17 protein-coding genes, 1 pseudogene, 1 riboswitch and 1 other annotated feature are annotated in these 22,249 nt (G+C 51.8%); of the genes and pseudogenes, 14 read left to right on the top strand and 4 right to left on the bottom strand.

Annotated elements, in window-relative coordinates; translation table 11 throughout:
- The first annotated feature begins 54 nt into the window (after positions 1-54).
- The 11 genes and pseudogenes from E1757_RS00315 (at position 55) to E1757_RS00365 (ending at position 12,835) form a co-directional block, all read left to right on the top strand.
- Positions 55-1,359 (top strand): sulfatase family protein, encoded by a 1,305-nt coding sequence (locus tag E1757_RS00315; RefSeq protein WP_133224823.1) that lies wholly within the window; start codon positions 55-57, stop codon positions 1,357-1,359.
- An 85-nt stretch (positions 1,360-1,444) separates the two neighbouring features.
- Positions 1,445-2,890: pseudogene (locus E1757_RS36865) on the top strand (sulfatase family protein).
- A gap of 186 nt (positions 2,891-3,076) precedes the next feature.
- Positions 3,077-3,592 (top strand): OsmC family protein, encoded by a 516-nt coding sequence (locus E1757_RS00325; protein WP_165971887.1) that lies wholly within the window; start codon positions 3,077-3,079, stop codon positions 3,590-3,592.
- 219 nt (positions 3,593-3,811) lie between these two features.
- Entirely contained in the window at positions 3,812-4,783 is a 972-nt protein-coding gene (locus E1757_RS37040; protein WP_342774504.1) for a GNAT family N-acetyltransferase, read from the top strand.
- Between the two features lie 96 nt (positions 4,784-4,879).
- Positions 4,880-6,112 carry an aminopeptidase gene (locus E1757_RS00335; RefSeq protein WP_133224825.1) on the top strand — a complete coding sequence of 411 codons (1,233 nt, stop codon included), beginning with the start codon at positions 4,880-4,882 and terminating at the stop codon, positions 6,110-6,112.
- Positions 6,113-6,287: 175 nt separating this feature from the next.
- The gene (locus E1757_RS00340; protein ID WP_165971888.1) at positions 6,288-6,635 is read left to right on the top strand and encodes a LapA family protein; all 348 of its coding nucleotides are present in this window, start codon (positions 6,288-6,290) and stop codon (positions 6,633-6,635) included.
- 855 nt (positions 6,636-7,490) lie between these two features.
- Complete coding sequence (locus E1757_RS00345) at positions 7,491-8,009, top strand: sigma-70 family RNA polymerase sigma factor (protein WP_133224827.1); 519 nt, start codon at positions 7,491-7,493, stop codon at positions 8,007-8,009.
- A 13-nt stretch (positions 8,010-8,022) separates the two neighbouring features.
- On the top strand, positions 8,023-9,186 hold the full coding sequence (locus tag E1757_RS00350) for a hypothetical protein (protein ID WP_133224828.1): 1,164 nt from the start codon (positions 8,023-8,025) through the stop codon (positions 9,184-9,186).
- Entirely contained in the window at positions 9,183-10,148 is a 966-nt protein-coding gene (locus E1757_RS00355; RefSeq protein WP_133224829.1) for an ABC transporter ATP-binding protein, read from the top strand. Before E1757_RS00350 ends, E1757_RS00355 begins: the two co-directional genes overlap by 4 nt.
- Positions 10,145-11,032 (top strand): ABC transporter permease, encoded by an 888-nt coding sequence (locus tag E1757_RS00360; protein ID WP_133224830.1) that lies wholly within the window; start codon positions 10,145-10,147, stop codon positions 11,030-11,032. Before E1757_RS00355 ends, E1757_RS00360 begins: the two co-directional genes overlap by 4 nt.
- Positions 11,033-11,217: 185 nt before the next feature.
- A riboswitch (purine riboswitch) is annotated at positions 11,218-11,318 on the top strand.
- A gap of 83 nt (positions 11,319-11,401) precedes the next feature.
- Positions 11,402-12,835, top strand: a complete 1,434-nt coding sequence (locus tag E1757_RS00365) for an NAD(P)/FAD-dependent oxidoreductase (RefSeq protein WP_133224831.1) — start codon at positions 11,402-11,404, stop codon at positions 12,833-12,835.
- 317 nt (positions 12,836-13,152) lie between these two features.
- On the opposite strand, the gene serS is transcribed toward E1757_RS00365, so the two are convergent.
- Positions 13,153-14,442, bottom strand: a complete 1,290-nt coding sequence (gene serS / locus E1757_RS00370) for a serine--tRNA ligase (protein ID WP_133224832.1) — start codon at positions 14,440-14,442, stop codon at positions 13,153-13,155.
- A gap of 692 nt (positions 14,443-15,134) precedes the next feature.
- On the opposite strand from serS, the gene E1757_RS00375 reads away from it, so the two are divergent.
- Positions 15,135-15,404 (top strand): helix-turn-helix domain-containing protein, encoded by a 270-nt coding sequence (locus E1757_RS00375; RefSeq protein WP_133224833.1) that lies wholly within the window; start codon positions 15,135-15,137, stop codon positions 15,402-15,404.
- Between the two features lie 25 nt (positions 15,405-15,429).
- Here E1757_RS00375 and E1757_RS00380 read toward each other — a convergent pair whose 3' ends face one another.
- Positions 15,430-16,458 carry a copper amine oxidase N-terminal domain-containing protein gene (locus E1757_RS00380; RefSeq protein WP_165971889.1) on the bottom strand — a complete coding sequence of 343 codons (1,029 nt, stop codon included), beginning with the start codon at positions 16,456-16,458 and terminating at the stop codon, positions 15,430-15,432.
- A 121-nt stretch (positions 16,459-16,579) separates the two neighbouring features.
- Positions 16,580-17,011, bottom strand: coding sequence for a tyrosine-type recombinase/integrase (locus E1757_RS00385; protein WP_133224835.1), 432 nt, complete (start codon positions 17,009-17,011; stop codon positions 16,580-16,582).
- An 87-nt stretch (positions 17,012-17,098) separates the two neighbouring features.
- Here E1757_RS00385 and hprK point away from each other — a divergent pair, with 87 nt between their 5' ends.
- Both hprK and E1757_RS00395 read left to right on the top strand, forming a co-directional pair.
- Complete coding sequence (gene hprK, locus E1757_RS00390) at positions 17,099-18,007, top strand: HPr(Ser) kinase/phosphatase (protein ID WP_133225639.1); 909 nt, start codon at positions 17,099-17,101, stop codon at positions 18,005-18,007.
- A gap of 432 nt (positions 18,008-18,439) precedes the next feature.
- The gene (locus E1757_RS00395) at positions 18,440-19,309 is read left to right on the top strand and encodes a DMT family transporter (RefSeq protein WP_425464809.1); all 870 of its coding nucleotides are present in this window, start codon (positions 18,440-18,442) and stop codon (positions 19,307-19,309) included.
- Positions 19,310-19,716: 407 nt separating this feature from the next.
- Here the strand turns inward: E1757_RS00395 and E1757_RS00400 are convergent, their stop codons facing one another.
- The gene (locus E1757_RS00400; RefSeq protein WP_133224837.1) at positions 19,717-21,681 is read right to left on the bottom strand and encodes an arginine--tRNA ligase; all 1,965 of its coding nucleotides are present in this window, start codon (positions 21,679-21,681) and stop codon (positions 19,717-19,719) included.
- Positions 21,682-21,736: 55 nt separating this feature from the next.
- Positions 21,737-21,954: a binding site (T-box leader), on the bottom strand.
- Positions 21,955-22,249: the final 295 nt, after the last annotated feature.

The following is a 22,249-nucleotide window of genomic DNA, read 5'->3' on the forward strand; positions in this document are numbered from 1 at the left end:
TGATTTACCGGCTTTTGCCGGACATATTACTGAAGCTAAAAGGAGAGGCATGAGATGAATATTGTCTATTTCCATACACATGATACAGGGCGGTATATTCAGCCTTACGGCTATCCCGTATCGACGCCGAGTTTGCAGCAGCTGGCGGAGGACAGCATTTTATTCCGTCAGGCCTTCTGCGCCGGACCAACCTGCTCGCCGAGCCGTACCGGATTGTTGAGCGGTATGGCGCCCCATTCCGCCGGTATGACCGGCCTTGCCCACCGCGGCTTCCGCATGAACGACTATACGCAGCATCTTGCCTCGTTTCTTACACGCTGCGGTTACGAAACGGCCTTGTGCGGGGTGCAGCACGAAGCGGCCGCGGAGCAAGTCGATCTGCTCGGCTATACGCGCAATCTTAGCGCGCTGAACACGGAGAAAGCACCGGAGGCCAGAGACTTGAAGGCGGCGCAGCTGGCTGCGGATTTTATCCGCGAGCGTCACGACAAGCCGTTTTTTGCCTCCGTCGGCTTGTTTAATACACACCGGGCGGCCGGCAGCTTTCCGGATACAAGCCATCCGGTTGATGCGCGGTATGTCATGCCGCCCCATCCGATGTACGATTCGCCGCAAAACCGCGACGATATGGCCGGGTTCATCGCTTCCGCCGGCGTTGTTGACCGCTGTGCCGGAATCGTTCGCCAGGCGCTGGAGGAGTCCGGCCTGTGGGACAATACGATCTTTATTTTCACAACGGACCACGGAATTGCTTTCCCTCATATGAAATGCAACCTGTATGATACCGGTATCGGGGTATCGCTTATTATGCATATTCCGGGAATGCGGCGGGGACAGGTTATCGATTCGCTCGTGTCGCAGATTGATTTGTTTCCGTCACTGTGCGATTTGCTCGGCCTGGCGAAGCCGGAATGGCTGCAAGGCGAATCGATTCTGCCTCTGCTTGAAGGCAGTGCCGACGAAATCCGCAGTGAGCTGTTCGCCGAGGTAACCTATCACGCAGCTTATGAGCCGATGCGCTGCATCCGTACGAAACGGTATAAGCTAATCAGCTTTTACGACGATCACGATGAGCTTGTCATGCCGAATATCGATGACGGCTTTAGCAAGCGGTTCCTGGTCGAATACGGGATCCGCGAGCGCCGTCGCAAGAAGAAGCTTCTGTTCGACCTGTACCTCGACCCGGTTGAACGCGACAATTTGATCGACGACCCCGCTTACCAGGCGATTGCCGGTGAATTGTCGGAAAGACTGCAGCGTTGGATGGAACGTACGGATGATCCTTTGCTTCGGGGAGGGCAAGTGCCCATTCCCGAGGGAGCCTGGGTGAACAACCGTACCGACTTGAATCCCACTTAACCGCCCGAGACTGTCGATTAAAAGGGGATAAGGGCTTGGAGGATGGCTTCAGATCGACAGTCTTGGGAAGAAAGGAAGCGATATCATGGCAAACCGCATTCCTAACATTTTGTTCGCCATAGCGGATGATGCGTCCCATATGAGTGCGTACGGTCACAAGTTCGTGAACACGCCCCATTTTGACCGAATAGCGGCGGAAGGGATTTTATTCAACAACGCATTTACGACCAATCCCAAATGCGCGCCTTCCCGGGCAAGCATATTAACCGGGATGCATACGTGGCAGTTGGAGGAAGCGTGCAATCATTTTGGTGTTTTTCCATGCAAATTCAAGGTGTTCCCCGAACTCCTTGAAGAAGCCGGTTATGCGGTAGGCTATACCGGCAAAGGTTGGGGGCCAGGGGATTGGAAGCGCGGCGGCTTCGTTCGGAATCCGGCAGGACCCGAGTTCAACGGCTGCTTTCTGGAGCCTCCGGAACAGACCCTGATCAGCGATAAAGACTATGCGGCTAATTTTAAAGCTTTTCTGGAGAGCAGACAGGCGGGACAGCCGTTCTGCTTCTGGTATGGGGGTCATGAGCCGCACCGGCACTATAAGCCGGGGGAAGGCTTGCGGGCCGGCAAGAAATTGGCGGATGTGGACGTTCCCGCTTACTTGCCGGATGATGATATTGTAAAAAGCGATCTGTTGGACTATGCTTTTGAAACCGAATGGTTTGACCGTCACCTTGGGCTTATACTGTAGCAACTTGAGGACATAGGGGAACTGGATTATACGCTGATCATCGTTACATCGGATAACGGCATGCCGTTCCCGAGAGTGAAAGGGCAAATGTATGAGCAGGATTTCCGGCTCCCGCTCGCCATTCGCTGGGGGAAGGAGGCAGCTGCGGGCCGCAAGGTAGACGATCTCGTCAGCTTTATCGATTTTGCCCCTACAATTTTGGACGCTGCGGGGCTGCAAACAGATGAGCAGATGGAAGGCAAAAGCTTGGTCGGTCTGTTGAAATCGGCATGCTCGGGCCGGGTTGAGCCTGAACGGAACCGGGTGTTTATGGGCAAGGAGCGGCATGACGTCGGAACTGAAGGAGATGTCGGCTATCCGGTACGGTGTATTCGTACGGAGCGGTATTTATATGTCCGCAACTTCAAACCGGAGCTGTGGCCTGCAGGCAATCCGGAAACCGGTTTTACCAATGTTGACGGCTCGCCGACGAAAGATTTAATCATTCGTCAGCACGATGAAGCGCTTGATGATTATTATTACCGGTTATCGTTCGGCAAACGCCCCGCCGAGGAGCTGTACGATATTGAGAACGATCCGGAATGTATGTATAACTTAGCTGATGCTGCCGGTTATGGGTCGTTAAAGGAGAGCTTGTGGACGGAGCTGAAGGCCAAGCTTGAACAAACCGGTGACCCGCGGATGTTAGGGCAAGGCGATATTTTTGACCGGTACGAGTATGTTGGGCAGGCCAGGCATTCCTGGAAGGCTTACGTGGAAGGATATTTTGAAAAGCAAAATTATTAACAGCACTATTTGCCCCGTACCCTTGGAAGTCCGTGAATAAATAGCGGAGAGGGCGGAATCGTTCCGGAGAAGCAGGCTCACGTATTGGACCAGGGAGTATGCCGATTTTTCTGCATGATTGGGACGCATCGATACAACGGGGCATACCGGCCGGCGGCAAATCGGGAACAGGGAGGCGGACCAACGATGAAACCTGTACAAGTAAAATCGGAATGGCTGGGCAAGCGCCGGTTCAAGGCCGAAGGCCCGAGCGGCTGCCCTGTCATGATTGATGCCGGCATGCCGGAGGGAGGAGAGGGCTCCGGCAACAGCCCGCTTGAGCTGGTGCTGACAGGTCTTGTCGGCTGCATCGGGATTGGAGTCACGAAGCTGCTGGACAAAATGCGCCAATCCTTGGAAGCGTTGGAGATTACCGCGGTCGGCCGCCGCGCCGAGGAAATTCCTCACGAAATAACGGAAGTCCATCTAACCTTCCGTGTCGAAGGCGAGGTCGCTCCATCCCGCATCTGGCAGGCGGTTAAGCTGGAATGCGATCAATATTGTCCGGTCGCCGCATCGCTTAAAGCATCGATCGTTCCTCATATCATCCTGAACGGCGAACCGCTGCCGCCGCCCGGTCAGACGGGACGCAGGGATAGGCCCGAGACTACAGCCTCATGCCGACACAGCACGCACAGCCGAAACCCGTATGGCGAAGCTTGAATAAGGCTGCCTTCCATGAGGGTTTCCAACGTTTATGGCACATACCGGTGGCTGCCGATTCAAAGGAATAAAGACCGTTTCCCCCAATGAATCAACAGCCTCCCTCCACCGCCCTTCACGAAGCTTTACTGGCCGCATCGTCCCCTTGCTTCTGACATATTTTTCAATATGATGGTATAATCAGCCTAATGAAATATACTGGATGGGAGTGTGGAAACGGTGACGGTATGGCGAGGCGCCGCGGCCATGTGCGTGAACCGCAGCAAGCAGCTGCTGATGATATTGCAAGGAAGGCCGGAGGAGGAGAAGCGGTGGTCGGTTCCGTCCGGCGAAGCGAATCCCGATGAGACGTACGAAGCCTGCTGTGCCCGCGAAGTGTGGGAGGAGACGGGTTATGAGGCGAAGATCGGCGCCTATTTGCATGAAAAAAGCGGCATCAGCCGGGGAACGCTTTACAAGGTTAAATATTACGAGGCTGAATTGACGGGAGGCCATCCGGCGCTGCACGATCCGGACGGGCTCATTTACGAAATCGGCTGGAAGACGGCCGGGGAGATCGGGGAGCTGAAGCTCAGCTATCCGGAGGATCGCTCCTTCCTGATGGAATATGCGTCCACAGGCGCAAGCTCCGTGTTGTACCGCAGCAATCCGTTGGCCGTGCGCAGACTGGGCAGGACCAACGCTGCTCTGCTGCACCGGTGGCTGAACGACCCGGAGCTGCTGCGCTATTACGCAGGTCGGGACCGGGCCCATACGCCGGAAATGGTGCAGGAGCATTTTTATCCGGAGGAGGACCGCTTGAACCGCTGTATTGTGGAGTATGACGGACTGCCGATCGGCTATATTCAATTTTATTTGCTGGATGAAGAAGGCAGAGACTATTATGGCCTTGAGGAATACGGCGGGCAGCGAATTTTTGGCTGCGATCAGTTTATCGGCGAACCGGCCTACTGGAACCGGGGAGTCGGTAAGCAGCTGATGAGCTCCATGCTGCGCTATTTGGAGGAAGAGCATGGCGCGGAGCGGGTTGTGATGGACCCGCAGGCGTGGAACGAACGGGCCATCGCCTGCTATGAACGCAGCGGCTTCCGCAAGGTTAGGCTGCTGCCCGCGCAGGAATGGCACGAGGGGGAGAAGCGCGACTGCTGGCTGATGGAATGGCGGGCCGGAGGAGCAAATCCGACCGGATGAAAACGGCATGTCTAATTGCATGCGGATGCAGATATACTATTGTTGAGCATTTTGCTTTACAATAGAATAGAAAAACCATTTTATGGAGGGACCGTCATGCCGGATTTCAAACAGTCGTTAAGCAGCTATGCCGAGCTGATCGTGAAGATCGGCGTTAATATTCAGAAAGGACAGACGCTGGTCGTCAACGGTACGATCGATGCGGCCGAGTTGGTCCGCATGATCGCGAAAAAAGCTTATGAAGCCGGCGCCTACCTGGTCAAGGTCAACTGGACCGACGATACGGTTTCCCGGTTGCGCTATGACTTGGCGGCGGACGAATCGTTTCTGGAAGAGCCTAAATGGTATGCGGGCGAAATGCTGGAGCTGGTCGAGAAAGGCGCCGCGGTCGTCAGTGTCGTATCGTCGGACCCCGATTTGCTGAAGGGCGTCGCCCAGCAGCGAATCGTCAACTACCAGAAGACATACGGCAAAGCGATGGCCAAATACCGCCAATACTTGCAGTCGGATAAATTCAGCTGGTGCGTCGTTGCGGCTCCGTCGAAGAGCTGGGCGGCAAAAGTATTCCCCGGACTTCCGGAGGAGGAGCAGGTCGCCAAGCTGTGGGAATCGATCTTCAAGACGGTTCGCGTCGATCAGCCGGACCCGGTTCAGGCTTGGCAAGAGCATATTAACACGTTGAACAGCAAGTCCGATTATTTGAATGCGAAAAAATATAAGAAGCTGCATTACATAGCCCCCGGCACCGATTTGACTATCGAGCTTCCCGAAGGCCATATTTGGGTAGCTGCAGACAGTATCAGCGAGCAGGGTCATGCGTTCGTTGCGAACATGCCGACCGAGGAAGTGTTTACCGCGCCTCTGGCCAGCGGCGTCAACGGCAAAGTATCCAGCACCAAGCCTCTTAGCTACGGAGGGCATCTGATCGACGGGTTTACGATTACGTTTGAGAACGGGCGCATTGTCGGCGTTAGCGCGGCGCAAGGCGAGGAAACGCTGAAGGGGCTTGTGGAGATGGACGAAGGCTCGCACTATTTGGGCGAGGTGGCGCTTGTTCCACACCGTTCTCCGATCTCGCAGTCCAATATCCTATACTACAACACGCTGTTCGACGAGAATGCTTCCAATCATCTGGCTATCGGCAGCGCTTATGCGTTTTGCCTTGAGGGCGGTAAGAAGCTGACACAGGAGCAGCTGAAGGAAAAAGGCTTGAATACGAGCATCACCCATGTAGACTTTATGATCGGTTCTGCGGAAATGGACATTTTCGGAGTAACTGCCGATGGAAAGGAAGAGCCTGTGTTCAAGCAGGGCAATTGGGCATTTTGATTTGCGGGCCGTGCCGGTGGGAGCGGGGATGATTTAAATTTCCTTTTTGATGGTAATGATATAGTAAAGGAGACGGCATCAGGGAGGCAATCGCGAACGTTTTCCCTGATATTGTCCCGGGCAGATGGAGCATCCGGTTTACCGGTGGTGTTATTTTGAGAGGAGGAAACTCTTTATGAAAACGCTGTGGATGTTTATTTGCATCCTGCTTATCGCTCTGATTACCGCTATGTTTGCCGCCATCAATACGTCCCCTGTACTGGTGCATTTTGTCGTAGTCGATACGGAGCTGCCTCTCATTGTCATCATATTGGGCTCCACGCTGCTCGGCGGCCTGATTGTCGGACTGATCGGCATGATCAAGCAATTTAAGCTGAAGCGCATCAACAAGCAGCTCGAAAGGCAGATCAATGAGCTGAAAAAAGAGCGTGCGGCCTCGGCGCCCGTCTATTCCGCATCGGTTGCATCGCATATCGAAGCACCTTCGGACCATCCGGTTTCGAATCAGACGGCACCGCATTGATGAATCGCCTAACGCTTTAAATCATTAGGATGATTAACAAATATAAGCCGGCGTAAGCCGCGGAGTGAACTCGTTCAGCATTGCTGAACATCGGGGAATCAGATGGGGACTCTACCCCACCTGATTCAAGGCCCACCTTAAAGGTGGGGGTCTTAACCCGATAAAGTTGTAATCGGATAAATCCGAAAGTAGTGCCCAGGCTGTCGAGAAAATCTCGGCAGTCTATTTTTTTATATACTACACCGCTGCATCGCGCTTTGACGCATGAGGCACGATCTGGTTAGTTTCTTCACTATTGGAGAAAACTAATCAAAATCCGCAAGGAAAGGAGCGTTTGAACATGAGTGATTCCATTAAGCCTAACGGTTCTCAGCATGCCGCGCCGCCGTCTGACGATCCGAAAAAGCAGGGAAGATCCGCAGCAAAGAAAAAATCGAAGTGAACTCGTTCAGCTTTGCTGAACATCGGGGAATCAGATGGGGACTCTACCCCACCTGATTCAAGGCCCACCTTAGAGGTGGGGGGTCTTAACCCGATAAAGTCGTAATCGGATAAATCCCGTCCTTATGACAGCCATTGCTTCAAACATGAAAAAGATTGCCTGCATCTGACCAGAAAGGCCGGATCAAGGCAATCTTTTTATTTTACCTTCGGCTCCCCTGCATCATATGGATTCGCATCTTCATGATTTTATAGGACAATCCGGGCATTGACTGGAGGTTAGTGCTTTTTGTCCATTTGGCTCATAATAGGATTGACATTATGATAGAAATATCATCCTTTTTATCAACCTTGATACAAAATACGCCTATCTCCCGTCTATATAATAGCTGCAGCTGAAAGGAGGACAATGCATTGGAAATTCCGGAATCTGAATTATTTCGAGACGCATTTTATACCCATTATCCCACGGTTAGGCGCAAACTGATTGCCTTGGTCCGGGACGAAGCGGCTGCCGAGGATTTGGCGCAGGAAGTGTTTCTCAGGCTGTACCGCAACCCGCCGGACGATCTGAATGTGCTGGGGGCGTGGCTGCACAGGGTATTGACGCGAATCGGTTACGATTACTTAAATAAAAAATCGCGGGAGCGTTCTTTGCAGGAAAAACAGGAGCGTCACGTCATGTCGCTGGGCGGTGAAGAACCGTCGGGCGAAGAGGCCGTCCTGCAAAAGCTGGATCACGAGGAAGTGCAGCAGTGGCTCGGCGAGCTGTCCGAACGGGACCGTCAATTGCTGCTGCTCCGCTATTCCGGCTACAGCTACGCGGAAATCGCAGAGCAGCTGCAAGTCAGACAGCCGCTGGTAGGCACGCTCATTCATCGCGCCGCCGCAAAGCTGAAGCGACATGCGAAATCGCACGCACAGTTTGAATAGGAGGGAATGACCATTGTCAAATGAACATAAGGAAGAAGAGCAACTATTGACGGATCGGGCATGGGCCAAGCTTCAGGACAAGCTGGCCAAGGAACCGCGCAATCTGCGCTGGGCGCAAATGGAGCGCGCCGGGGCCGCTGCCCGCTTGGCGGAGCAGCCGTTTGAGCCCGAGCCGCAGCGCGAGACGCATCAACCGGCTGTTGAGGCAGTTCAGAGCGCGGCAGACTTAAGCGGCGCTTCCGTAGAGACGGCCGGGCAAGCCTCCGTCAAGGGAGAGAAGCGCTTCGCCGGCTGGTTCCGCAAGCGCCGCAAGCTGATTGGAACTGCGGCCGCTGCGGCCGTTCTGATCATTGCCATCGGCACGACGACCGGCAACGAAGCATTGGCGGCCATTCTTCACAAATTTCGCATGCAGGAAATGACGGTCGTCCAGAAGGAAGATTTGCAGATGATCCTGAACGGCGCGTTTCAAGACGACAAAACGAGAGAGTCGATCAACAAATTCGGTACGTTTACTCAAAAGAGCGGCCCGCAGGTGGATGGACCGCTGACGTTTGAAAAAGCAAACAAGCTGTTGAATGGCAAACTGACTTTACCGAAGTCGCTTGACGCCAAGACCGTTCACATTGACGCCATTTCCCAGTCCAATACGATCACTTTCCAGATGAATGTAGACGAAGTCAACAAAGCTATGAAGCGTCTCGGCGCCAAAAAGCTGCTGCCTGACTCGGTGAGCGGCAAGCCGATCACGCTGGAGATGGGGCCCAGCGTACATTTCAACCTCAACGGCGCCGAATCGAATACGAAAGAATCCAACTTTTGGATATCGCAGCAGCCGGTACCTGAAATTACGGTCGATCCGTCCATCCCGCTGACGGAAGCGATGGCGGCGGTGCTCGATTTCCCGCTGCTGCCGGAAAACCTGAAGCAATCGATGCAAACGGCGAATATGCTGAGCGGCGGTTCCGTTCCGCTGCCGATCATCGCAAACAAACAGATGGAGCAGGTGAAGGTCAACGGTATTACGGTGCTTGTGAAAAGCCAGGGAAGCGAGCAGTATCCTTACTTCATGGCCAACTGGGTGCAAAACGGGATGCTGTATGAGCTCGGAGCCGGAGGCAAAGTGATGAATCAAGATATATTGATAGCTAAAATCAAGGAGTTGATCGGTTCTTGAATGCTGCCATCGAAGCCAGGGGACTAACCAAAGATTACGGCAACGGACGGGGATGCAGACAGATCAGCCTAACCGTAGGAGAAGGGGAAGTCTTCGGCTTCCTTGGCCCTAATGGAGCAGGCAAGAGCACATTCGTCAAAATGCTGGTCGGTCTTATCCGACCAACCGGAGGGGAGGCCGTTTTATACGGCCGCCCTATCGGTTCGCTTGAAGCCAGACGGCACATCGGCTATTTGCCTGAGCTGTACCGGTACCAGGAGTGGCTCAGCGGGGAAGAGGTGCTCCGGCTGCACGCTCAATTATGCGGTTGGAAGCCATCCGATACGAGGACGCAGACGCGCATCCGCAAGCTGCTCGATGATGTAGGGATCGGGCTCCGCGGCAAAGACCGCGTGAAGCATTATTCCAAAGGCATGCAGCAGCGGCTCGGACTGGCCTGTGCGCTATTGTCCGATCCGCCGCTGCTTTTTCTGGACGAGCCATCCTCGGCAATGGATCCGGTGGGCCGGATGGAAGTAAGAATGCTTATCGCTCAGTTGAAGAACGAAGGAAAGACGATCTTCCTGAACTCCCATCTGCTTGAAGATGTGGAGGTGCTGTGCGACCGGGTGGCGCTGCTGAACAACGGCACAATTCTTGAATGCGGCTCCGTATCCGATGTGCTGCAGGAAAAGAAGCGCTGGCTGCTGCGGATCGGCGGCTTCGAGGCGCAGGTGCTCGACTGGCTGCGGGAGTCGACAGGATTGTTATTAAACATTCACTCGGAGCAAGGACACGATCCGGCAGACGGAAGCATATGGCTGCAGGCCGAAATCGAGACGGAGGAACAGATCGGCTGGTTGAACCATCTGATTATTGAACAAGGCATGACGCTGTACGAAGTCAAGAAGGCGGCAGGAAAGCTGGACGAGTGGTTCGTCGGCGCGGTTGCCGGGAGGAGCCACAGGGGGGAAAAGGCATGATGATCATTACATGGATGACCTGGAAAGAGCTGCTGCGTAAGCGGGTGCTGATGCTGACTCTTTTGATGAGCGTCATTTTTTTGATCGCGTTCTGGTTTGTAGCCAAAACGTTAGGAGATCAACTGGACAGGACGCTCGGGAGGCTGGATCCGTCCAGCACGCAATATTTGCTGGAGCAGTATCAGGCCGGAGTCGCAACGCTGTCATTGGGCTTCTTTTTCGCTTCGTTCGTACTTGCCTTTCTATCTATATTCAGCTCATTTTCGACAATTGCGGGCGAAGCCGAGCAGGGGGTGCTGCAGGCGCTTCTTCCCCGGCCGCTGACCCGGGCAGGCTGGTATACCGGCCGCTGGATCGGTTATGTTTCGATGGGCATTTTGTACGCGGCGCTCCTGTTCGGCTCGATTCTGTTCATAACCGGTGTCCATGCGACGATTCCTAACGATGCCGGGGCGTTAATTCGCGCCTTCTTGTTGTTTGCGTCTGTCGTGCCGCTGCTTGTTTCGGTATCGATGTTGGGCTCTTGCTTCCTGTCGGCGGTCGGCAACGGCGTATTCATGACGATGCTGTACGGCGCCGGCTGGCTGGGCGGCATGATCGACAAGGTTAGCTCGACCTATAGGCTTGAAGAGCTTGCCACCAAGCAGCTTAACACCATTGTAGGACTGATGTCGCTCGTGATGCCCGCCGATTCGCTGCAAAACCGGATGCTGGCCGAGCTGTTTTCGCTTCGGGAGATGGATCAAATTATCCAAATCGGCCGGTTTTTGGGTCCGTTTGCGATGGGGCAAATTCCGTCCAACCCCTTTTTGATGTATGCGGCGGGATATACGGTAATTATTTTTATAGGCGGTATGTGGCTGTTTCAGAGAAAAGATTTATGAAGACGGGAACAGGAACATGGGATGGATGTATCTGTTTTTGTTTGTGTCAGTGTCGAATGGGAATGTTCGGATTTTGACGAAAAAACAATGAATATTAATATAAAATGGGCTTCATCGAGCGGAAAATACGAAATATATTTATTGACATTCGAACGAAACTGCTTTAATATACATTTTGTCTTGTAAAATAAAAACGTAACTCCGTTCATATATCCTCAATAATACGGTTTGAGGGTTTCTAGAAGGAACCGTTAAATTCCTAACTATGAATGGGATGCTGTTCAAGCATACCCATTTGCGGTTAGGAATTTTTTGTCGGCTGCGTGCGGGTAGGGTACAGCGAATATGAGCAATGGAGGCCAAACAAGCATGAGCAAATACGATGTGATTGTAGTGGGCGCCGGACCGGCGGGTATATTTGCATGCTATGAGCTGATCGCGAAATCGCCTGCGTACAAGGTGCTGCTGATCGATAAAGGACTGGACATTTATCATCGCAGATGCCCGATTTTGGAGGAGAAAATCAAACTGTGCCCTCCCGCCGCGGGAAAGAAGGAATATGCAGGCTGCCTGCCGGCTTGTTCGATTACGGGAGGATTCGGCGGTGCCGGAGCGTACAGCGACGGAAAATTCAATATTACGACCGAGTTCGGCGGCTGGATGACGGATTATTTGGAGCCTTCCCAGGTGCTGGAGCTCATTCGCTACGTCGATCGGATCAACCTGCAGCACGGAGCGACTCCGGCGATTACGGACCCGACCACCGACACGATCCGCCAAATCGAGCAGCGCGGCTATGCCGCCGGCTTGAAGCTGCTTCGCGCGCAGGTCAGACATCTGGGCACCGAGCAAAATCTGGATATTTTAAAATCGATTTACGAGCATTTAAAAGAGCGGATCGATATGATGTTCAAAACGGAAGTGGATGACATTGTTACGGTAAAAAATGATGGTGTCAACCGGATTCAAGGCGTGCAGCTGAAAAACGGGGATACGCATTTCAGCAACCATGTAGTCATTGCGCCGGGGAGAGACGGCTCTGCATGGCTGACGGACATTTTAAAGCGAAGAAAGCTGAAAATGTCCAACAACCAGGTGGATGTCGGAGTGCGCGTGGAAACCTCCGATGTTGTGATGCGGGAAATTAACGAGCATTTGTACGAAGGCAAATTTATATATAACACCTCTGTCGGAACGAAGGTCAGAACGTTTTGCAGCAACCCGTCCGGCCATGTGGTGGTGGAAAATCACAGCGGCGTGATGGCGGCTAACGGCCATTCGTACAAGGATCCGGCGCTCGGCTCGACGAATACGAATTTCGCCCTGCTGGTGTCGCATAAATTCACCGAGCCGTTCGACAAGCCGAACGAGTATGCGCGGGAAATATGCCAGCGGGCGAACGACCTGTCGAACGGCGGCGTCATCGTGCAGAAGTACGGCGATATCATGAGGGGCAGAAGATCCACGCCAAGCAGGATCAAGGAAGGCTTCCTGGAGCCGACGCTGAAAGAAGCGGTTCCCGGCGATCTCGGGCTGGTACTGCCATATAACACGATGAAAAGTTTGATCGAAATGATCGAGGCGCTGGAAAAAGTAACGCCCGGCATTGCTTCGGAGCACACGCTGTTTTACGGCGTGGAAGCCAAGTTTTATTCGGCCCGGCCTAAGCTGACGGCACAGTTCGAGACCGAAATCAAAGGCTTGTACTGCGGAGGAGACGGAGCCGGCATCACGCGTGGGCTGGCTCAAGCCGGCGCCGCAGGGGTGTGGATCGCGAGGAACATTATCGCCGGCAGGGTGTAAACAGCGAACAGCGGCGGGGATGCGCAGAAGCGGGATGCCGCTGAGTGAACTCGTTCAGCGTTGCTGAACATCGGGGAATCAGATGGGGACTCTACCCCACCCGATTCAAGGCCCACCTTAGAGGTGGGGGTCTTAACCCGATAAAGTCGTAATCGGATATAAGAAAAGGGGCTGCTCCAATAAGGTATCAGAGTGAGAGAGCAGTTCCAACCTTGTGCAAGGACAAAGACGCCTCCAAAACCGCTATATAAGTGGGATGAAGGCGTCTTTTTATATTCAAATCATTGGAATGGCTGCATCTCGCACGACAGCCGCATTTAATCGGCCTTCGGCGGAACGAGTCGTTCCAGCCCGCTCATGTAAGGCCGCAGCGCCTCGGGGATGCGGATCGATCCATCCTCCTCCTGATGATTTTCAAGCAGAGGAATTAAAATGCGAGGCGAGGCGACGGCCGTATTGTTCAGCGTATAGCAAAATACCGGCCGGCCCTGCTCGTCGCGGTACCGGATGTTGGATCGGCGCGCCTGAAAATCGAGCAGGTTGGACGATGAATGCGTTTCGCCGTACGCTTGCCGGCTCGGCATCCAGCATTCGAGGTCATATTGTTTGTACGTCTTTTGCGACATGTCGCCAGTACAGACGGCCATCACCCGATAAGACAGCTCGAGCCGCTGCAGCAGCTCTTCCGCATTAGCGGTCAGCTCCTGGAGCAGCTGTTCCGACAGCTCCAGGCTGGCCTGACATATAATGACCTGCTCCACCTTGGCGAACTGATGCACCCGGTACAGTCCGTGAACGTCTTTGCCAGCCGAGCCGACTTCGCTGCGGAAGCATTGGGAAACGGCAGCCAGCCTGATCGGCTGCGGCAGATCGACGATCTCGTTGCTGTAATAGGACACAAGCGGTACCTCGGAGGTGCCGACCAGCCATTTGTCCTCCTCCGCAACACGGTAAGTCTGATCCTGCCCCGTCGGGAAAAAGCCGGTGTTCCGCAGCGCATCGGTGCGGACCAATAGCGGCACTTCGAGCAGTGTAAAGCCTTTGCGAAGCAGCAGATCGACAGCGAGCTGCTGCACGGCGCGGTGAAGCAGGGCGCCGGCTCCCAGCAAGTAATAATTGCGGGTGCCGGCGGTTTTCACACCGCGCGGCATATCGATAATCCGGTGAAGCGAGCCGAGCGCCGCATGGTCCAGCGCTTGAAAGCCGAAGCAGGGCGTCTCGCCGACCCGCCGAATCTCCACATTATCCGCATCCGAACGGCCGAAAGGAGTGTCCGGGGAGACGATATTAGGCACCTGAAGCAGCAGGCTTTGAAACGCCTCCTCTTGCCGGGCAAGCTCGTCTTCCAGCCCTGCCAACGTATGGTTGATTTGTTTGACAGCTGCCCGAATTGCTTCCGCATCATCCTGCTTCCCTTGCTGAATCAGCTGCTTCATATGTCCGGATTGCTTGTTCCGGTCCTGCCGCAGCCGTTCGATCTCCTGCAGCCGCAGCCTCCTTTCCTGATCCAAAGCCAGCAGATCGGCAACGGAAAGGGGGATGCCCTTTTGCTCAGCCGCTCTTTGTACCATTTCTTCATGCTCCCGAATCCAACGAATGTCCAACATGTGCACCACGCTCCTTTTTATGATAAAAAGACAAAAAGCGCCCTCATCCGTATGGGACGAGGAGCGCTTGTGCTCGCGGTGCCACCCAACTTGACCGAACAACGATGCCGTTCGATCCGCTTTGGTTCCGCGATAACGGGCGGAATCCGGTTGACTTAGGGAGATGATCTCCTTGACGGGAACGCCTCGGAGTTGGATGCTCTTCATCGGCATGGTGTCGTTCATTCAATTTTATATAGTATACCTCATATGTATGTCTCATTTCAAATAGACGGCTGCGGAAAGCAGCTTGTCTTGAAGCAGGAGTTGTTGCCCGGGTTCACGAAATTGTACCGTTAAACGATGAGATTTGTGCAACCGTGCCGATTCCTAAACGTATGGTGAAAGGAAGGTCGCGATGATTTTTTTCGATATCGACTTTGCGAAGGTGTCTTTATCTTGTTGTCTGATATGTAGGTCGAATCTGTTGTTCTTACCTTCACCGGAAAAAACCATTTCAACATTGACTGATTTAACTTTTGTTGTTTTTAGTAACGTCATTTTAACATCTCCTTTAGATATGATTGATAATCACAATTAAAGTATACACCCTTTACGTATGTACGTAAATAGATATGACCGATTTGAGTATACACTTTTTTCGTAATATGATAATATATATTTCAATAGTTAAAGTAAAGGAATGAAGTTTAATGCCAATCAAATTCAAATTACAATCCACACTGGATGAATTAAATATTTCAAGAAATAAATTGTCTGTAGAAGGTAAGATAAGGCTTGCAACACTTTATGAAATGGCACATGATCAATCAAAAGCAATTAAATTGGATACACTTGATTCAATTATTGCTACAATTAACCGCATTGCTAAGTCAGAGGGGAAAAGAATTATTAATGTATCAGATATAATTGAGTATGTGCCCGATGAGTCTGAGAACAAAGAAAAACCTACTAATTTATAGTAGGTATCTTTAGGAATATCGTAAACTATTTGTATTTGCTAAATTCTAATTTATACGTTGCCGAGTTTTCTTTCCCATTGTGTAAATATATAAGTTCTGCTTCTTTCGATAGGTCTAATTCATCTAGTGAGAAGTATCCCATTATTGTACTTTTAAAAGCCGGAGATTTAGGCCAAGTTGCAGTAAAATTTGCTAATTTATCATTGCCTAAGATATATTTTGGTTGAATTATTTTAGAACCTTGTTTAATCACAACGTTGACATTTTGAGTAAATTTCATATCTTCACCGAAAGCATTAATACTTACACCAAGTTCTGTGACACTTGCAATTTTTTTAGCTTCTTCGAATGTAAATGTTTTATAATCGGATGATTTTAAATATGAAAACATAACAATATTTAAGTAAGGCGTTGTGACAGTAATAGAAGGTTCTTTCACCGTTAACTTATTTTCAAGTATTTTTAATTTATACTGTTTCTCAATTTTAGTAAAATTATCGAGGCCATTTTCTCCCTCTCTAATTGCCTCTTTGATTGAATCATCTGATAGATTAAACATTTGATTGTTACTATCTTTATTAGTACCTTTTTCTTCTTTATTATTATCTTTTTCTTGAGGGGTACTAATCTGTATTGATCTATCATCTGAGTTCCATACAACTTCAGAACCACTTGATTCAGCAATGAATCTCAATGGGACAAATGTACTTTCGTTAATGATTTGTGGTGCGACTTCTAGGTTCACTACCTTGTTTCTAACATTTGCTTTATTATCGCCAATATTCAAAAGAATCTGTAAATCATCGTTTGCCCTGTATCCAGTTACTGTTTTCCCAAAGCCATGATCAAAAAACTTGACGGTAAAACCAAGGTTTTCAAATATTGGCCTGAACTGTACCAAGGTTGTTCCGTCTCGAATAATGGGTTGTTCTGTAAATTGAATTTGTTTGCCATTTAATAATACTTTGATTGGAATTTCCGTTTCTGCAAATACACTGGTTGGTAATACATTTAACAGTAATAATACGAATAATAGAACATTAATTTTTCTCAAGACTAATCCCATCCTCCCAAACTTTTCCAATATTATAACACCATTCGACATAGTAGGTCTATAGAATTAGGAGGATTATATTTTGAATATGATCTAAATGGATTAATATAATCAATTCCGCTTATCTTTGTTTTAAAAGCTTAGATGCTTCCCTTATTAATTGTGTTCTAACACCATTCTTTTTATCGTTTAATAATTGCCTCATTTCGTCGTATGTAAGTTTATTAAATGCATCCTGATCCAGTTTTTCATCTAATAACAAGCCAGCTGATTGTGTAACATCTCTTTGCTTGCTGACATAATGATTCCATAAAGTTTTGATATCACTATGCCCAGATTGTAATTGAGCAGCTTTAAAATCACCTTCTGTATCAATGATAAAGTTAGGAGCAAAATTACGAAAGCTGTGGAAAACGATGTTTCGTTTAGGATGTATTTGCATTTGAATTTTTAATGTGTTCATCATATTCCATATTGTTTTGGTCGAGAGAGCCTTTGAGCGAATGCGAGGCTGCTGCGCGCTTTTGCTGGGAAAATGATATGGTTGCTGCAATTGTCACTTTCATGCGAAGGATAATGACTTCGGATGTAGAATGTAATGGTGTCGGAGCAGATTGATGAGGGAAAGAAGGCGATGATGATCAAGACTGTTACTGTTCAAGATTTAGTGAACCGTTTCTCACTGGAGGTATTGGCCGGCCGAACCGAGCTGCACCGGGTGATAACCAAGCCTAAGACTCATCGCCCGGGTCTTGAGTTTACCGGTTATTTTGATTTTTTTTCGCATGCGCATGTGCAGGTGCTCGGCAGGAAGGAAATTACGTATTTGCATAAGCAGACCGAGGAAGAACGCAACCTGAGAATCGGCAATGTGGTTAAATATCACCCGCCTTGCTTTGTGGTGACACATAATCAGGAAGGGCTCAAATATTTGAACAAGTATTGCGAGGAAGAAGGCATTCCGCTGTTGCGGACGCATGAATCGACCTCGAAGTTTTCCGATCTGATGGACAATTACTTGTCCAAAGCGTTGGCCCAAGAAATCGCGATCCATGGGGTCTGCGTCAATGTGTCGGGCATCGGCGTCATTCTTCGCGGCAAATCGGGCGTCGGCAAGAGCGAAACTGCGCATACGCTGATCCGCCGCGGCCACAGGCTTGTAGCCGATGATATGGTGGTGTTGAAAAAGACGAGTCCCGAGACGATCATCGGTACGCATAACGGAAAAAGCAAAGAGTTTCTTGCGCTCCGCAGCATCGGTCTGATCAACGTATCCCGTCTTTATGGCAGAAGAGCGTTCCAGGACGAGACGCGGATTGTGCTCGATATCGAGCTGACCAAATGGCAGGACAACGCGCTGAACAACGATCTGGAGCTGGAGCAAAAGTTTACCGATTATTTGGACGTCCGCATCCCGCATATTGAAATTCAGCTTCAGCCGGGCAGAGACGTGGCCGGACTGGTCGAAGCGGCGGCCAATAACTGGTATTTGAAGCAGCAGGGCTACAGCGCGGTCGAAGATTTTATGAAGCGATTGGAAGACAATTAGAACGAACGGCTGTATAGCGACAACGGAACAGCTGTCTCCTCATGGATCGGATATGGGGAGCGGCTGTTTTTAATTTTGGCCCACCTGAGGAATGGATCCGCGGTTGATTGATGCGGTTTAGCGGTGGGATTGCTAGAGAGCCGGAAAGGGGCGTACCGGTCGATGCCGCCAAACATGCGGAGAGAACGGAAATAAAGGTGGAAACGGGAGAAGTTTGGCGTAAAACTCCGTATCAGGGAGATAATGGAGCATGAAGGTTAAACGTTGTGCCGAATCCGCTTTCCATGGGGCTTTCCTTTGTTCGACAGAACTACCGGAGAGGAGTAATATGCTTAGGTGAGTGGATGTTTGGAGATAAGGGAGACGAGACGGTAGATGGTAAGGTCATATATACTCCTGCTTTTTTGCGTGTGCTGCTGGGGAAGCAATTTTGTGTTCGGTTCCATCCTGATCAAGGAGTTTCCGCCCATTTTGCTTTCCGCCATCCGGTTGTCGGCTACCTCTTTATTTTTAATCGGTTACGGATGGAGCTTCAAAAAGTTGGGGTATTTAACCCGGCGCGATATTTTATGGCTCATTCCGCTCGGGTTTATCGGCACGCTGCTGAATCAATCGGCCTTTTTTACCGGGCTTGAAACGGTCGATGCGACAACGGCCGCGCTGATCACGTCGCTGGCGCCGATTACCGTCGCCGTGCTGGCTGCAGTGTTTTTGAAAGAAACGATTACAAGGCGAATGGTGTTCGGATCGGTGCTTGCAATCGTCGGTATTTTTTTCGTGGTCGGCAAATCCGGAGGCATTAAGCTTTCCATTGGCATTGTCTATATGTTTCTGGCCATGTTTACCTTCGCGGTCTCCATCATTATTATGCGAAAATTAACCGAGCGGATCGATCCGTTGACGGCAACTGTGTATTCGACCGTCATCGGCTCCAGTATGGTGATACCGGTCGCGCTCGTCAAAGAGCCGATCACGAATGTCAGTTCCCACCCGTGGGCGTGGGTGCTGCTCGTCGTGACGGCGATTCTGATGCAAGGGCTGTGCGGGCTGATCTGGAACGTGCAGCTCAAGCGGATCGGAGCCGGCAAAGCGGCCGTTTTTCTGAATTTGCAGCCGTTTGTGGCGATGATCGTCGGCTTCCTGCTCCTTGGGACGCCGGTAACGACTGTGCAGGCAGTCGGCTCGCTGCTGATCGTGGGCGGTGTGCTGCTGGCGACCGGTCAGAAGAAAGCGAAGCCGGAACGGATCGGCAAGCCGATGGCGGCTCCCGGACCGATCTCCAAGCTGACGGGAGGCTCATAACCGGCAGACTGGCGTAAGCGAGGACGGGTTCGGCCTCAGGCCTTTTGCTCGAACAAAATAAGAAGCTCCTGTCACCCCGCCATCCGGCGAGGTTTCGGGAGCTTCTTCGCCGTTTGCGCAGGGACAGATGCGCAGCAGTGCGGTCTGTTGCAAGCAGGGGCTTCCGCGGCAATTAATAGTTACCCACAACTTTATCCACAAAATGAACAATAAAGATCGGGCAATGGGTATAGTTTTAAAAGTGTAGTCCACATATCCACATTTTTAGTTATCCACAACCGGGATTGCATGGGGTCGGCTGGCGCCGTACAACGCCATACCATGCGCTGGAGCTGCGCGCGATGCGAAATTGGCCGGACTCTGCTGTAAGTTGTGGATAACTCCATCCGGCATTGCCGCTACGCGTTTTACATCCGGCTCGGAGTCGGCAGGCCGAGCACCTGCAGCGCATCGCCCAACGTCTCTTTGAACACGGAGGTCAGCCAGACACGGAACTTTTTCCGTTCGTCATCCGCTTTCAGAATCGGGCAGGCGGCGTAAAAATTGTTAAACAGCGTTGCCAAATCAAACGCATAGCTGCAAACGAAATGCGGCGCCAGCTCCTTGCCCGCGGCAGCCAATGTATCGGGCCAGTTCGCGATGTGCCGCAGCAATGCGTATTCCGCTTTCTCCATCTCGGGAAAATGTTCCGGTACCGCAGGAGAGCTGTGCGGCTCCTGCCCGGCTTTATTGATCACGCTGACCGCGCGTGCGTATGAATACAGCAAGTATACGCCCGAGTTGCCGGAAATTTCCGTCGCCTGCTGCAAATCGAACACGACTTCCGTGTGCAGGTTAAACCGGAGCAAGTAGTAGCGGATCGCCGCGGCGGCGATCGTCCGGCTGGATATGCCGGTTGGGTCTGTTGCAGCGGAAGTAGAAGTCTTTATACTTGGCTTCGCACAATCTTGACCAAAGCGCTCGTCCTGGGGGACGGCGAAGGGTTTATCCTTGGAGCGCTTGTTGTCGACGACCGCTTCCATCAAATCGAGCAGCTCGGCAACTTTAATGCCGATTCCTTGCCGCCCGGACATGGCGTACGAAGCTTTATTGTCCGATGTGTCGATGCCGAGCTCGGCCGCCGATCCGGGGCTCAAGGCTACGACGCCATAGCTGACATGCCGCAGCTTAGCGGCCTGTTCGCCGAAGCCCAGCGCTTCGAGCGCCTGCTTCACCATCGCCTGCGGATATTGCTGCCGGTGGTCGATCACATTGATGACCATATCGGCTCGGCCGAATAGCCCGCCGGAGCCGTCCGCATGCGTTGTCCACAAGCCTTCCGCAAACGGTTTGTATCGAAAATCTTTGTCCAGCAGGCCGAACTTCCACAGGTGATAGGCGATATCTTTGGCGGTATACGTCAAAATGCCGTTGGAGCGCACCAGCACTTTATCCGCGCTATGCGCCGAATCCTCATCGGCATTGTCCGCGTCAGGCTGCTTTAACACCCAGCAGCCCGCCAGCTTCCCTTCCGTCTCCTTCACAAATAACGGGGTACGCCGCAGCAGCTCGAACGCGGACGACCAGAACCCTTCTCTCACGATATTGCTTTCCCAGACCAACAGGTCGAAATCAATTCCGAACGGCTTCATTTCCTCCACATGCTCGCGGACAATCCGTTCCGCCGCCAGCATGCCGATCCATGCGGTATTGCCGCTGCCTTCCTCCAGACTGTGCAGAACGCGGGTGCGCTGCTCCTGCAGCTCGGGATGAACCCGGTATTCGCGATTGACCGCAGCGTAAATATCCCAGCAGTAGTCGCCGAAACGGACATGCTCCTTGTGCAGCGGCGTGTGAAGGAGACCGACCACGGTATCGGCCAGCTGATTGCCGAGGTCGTCGATGTAGTTGTGGACCTCGACCCGGCGGCCGGTCCGCCGCAGCAGTCTCACTAACGTGTCGCCGATGCACGAATTGCGCAAATGCCCGATATGCGCCGATTTGTTCGGATTGATCGATGTATGCTCGACTACGACCTTTTCCGCGGCGTCCCGGGATGCATCCGGAACGGGCGGATGCTTGGCCCACTGCTCCCAGTCGATAAACAGGTTGATAAAGCCCGGCGGGACGACCTCAATTTTGCTCAGCAGCCGTCCGGCCATGCCTTGCCGCACCAGTTGGGCCCGAATGAGCTCCGCGATGACGAGCGGCGGTTTGCGCAGCGCTTTGGCCAGCTGCATCGCAATATTGGTCGAATAGTCGCCGTGTTCCAGATGGGACGGCTGCTCGATCATAACATGCAGGGAGCCGTCTTCCGGCCGGGGCAGACCAAGCTCGTCGAACAGGACGAGCCCGGCGGCGTTGATTTGAGCGGATAAGAAAGGGTTGATCATAGCGGTTCCTCCTTTATTCATGGCGCGGATCAAATGCAAAAAAGCCTTCATCCCAATAAGAGACGAAGGCTTGAGGCGCTCGCGGTACCACTCTTGTTGTTAAACCGAAGTTTAACCACTCAGGACATAACGGTGTCGGCCGGATCTTCCTACTGTGAGGCTTCGGAGGATCTTCTCATGGGTCCGCTTCGCTGCTGGCTCCGTACCGGCTCTCACTCTCCCGGCTCGCTTGCGACTATTGCCGACAGCTACTGTCCCAATCATCGAATGTTGAATTGTATGCTTGGCTTCGCCAGCCCTCGATAAATGCGCGCATCCGTTGAGGACAGCGAAAGCCGGTTTTTGGAAAATGGCTTTTTATCATTATACCCGGATTTGGAAAAAAATCAACAAGGCATTTAAATCGTTTCGCACCGTTTCGGTCGGCAGGACATATCGCAGTAACCGGCAGTTGTCCACAATGTTATCCACAAATCAACATAACCCTGATTAAGACTGTGCATAGCTTTGTTCAAATAACCCACATATCCACAATTCTATTTATCCACAGACCTCGTCAAGCTATTGA

The sequence above is a fragment of the Paenibacillus piri genome (assembly GCF_004354045.1).
GTDB classification, from domain to species: domain Bacteria; phylum Bacillota; class Bacilli; order Paenibacillales; family NBRC-103111; genus Paenibacillus_S; species Paenibacillus_S piri.

Excerpts from the sequence above, each read along its gene's own strand:
- E1757_RS00360 (WP_133224830.1), top strand. The coding sequence starts at position 10,145 with ATGATGATCATTACATGGATGACCTGGAAAGAGCTGCTGCGTAAGCGG.
- E1757_RS00340 (WP_165971888.1), top strand. The coding sequence starts at position 6,288 with ATGAAAACGCTGTGGATGTTTATTTGCATCCTGCTTATCGCTCTGATT.
- E1757_RS00400 (WP_133224837.1), bottom strand. The coding sequence starts at position 21,681 with ATGATCAACCCTTTCTTATCCGCTCAAATCAACGCCGCCGGGCTCGTC.
- E1757_RS00375 (WP_133224833.1), top strand. The coding sequence starts at position 15,135 with ATGCCAATCAAATTCAAATTACAATCCACACTGGATGAATTAAATATT.
- E1757_RS00315 (WP_133224823.1), top strand. The coding sequence starts at position 55 with ATGAATATTGTCTATTTCCATACACATGATACAGGGCGGTATATTCAG.
- E1757_RS00335 (WP_133224825.1), top strand. The coding sequence starts at position 4,880 with ATGCCGGATTTCAAACAGTCGTTAAGCAGCTATGCCGAGCTGATCGTG.
- E1757_RS00365 (WP_133224831.1), top strand. The coding sequence starts at position 11,402 with ATGAGCAAATACGATGTGATTGTAGTGGGCGCCGGACCGGCGGGTATA.
- serS (WP_133224832.1), bottom strand. The coding sequence starts at position 14,442 with ATGTTGGACATTCGTTGGATTCGGGAGCATGAAGAAATGGTACAAAGA.
- E1757_RS00325 (WP_165971887.1), top strand. The coding sequence starts at position 3,077 with ATGAAACCTGTACAAGTAAAATCGGAATGGCTGGGCAAGCGCCGGTTC.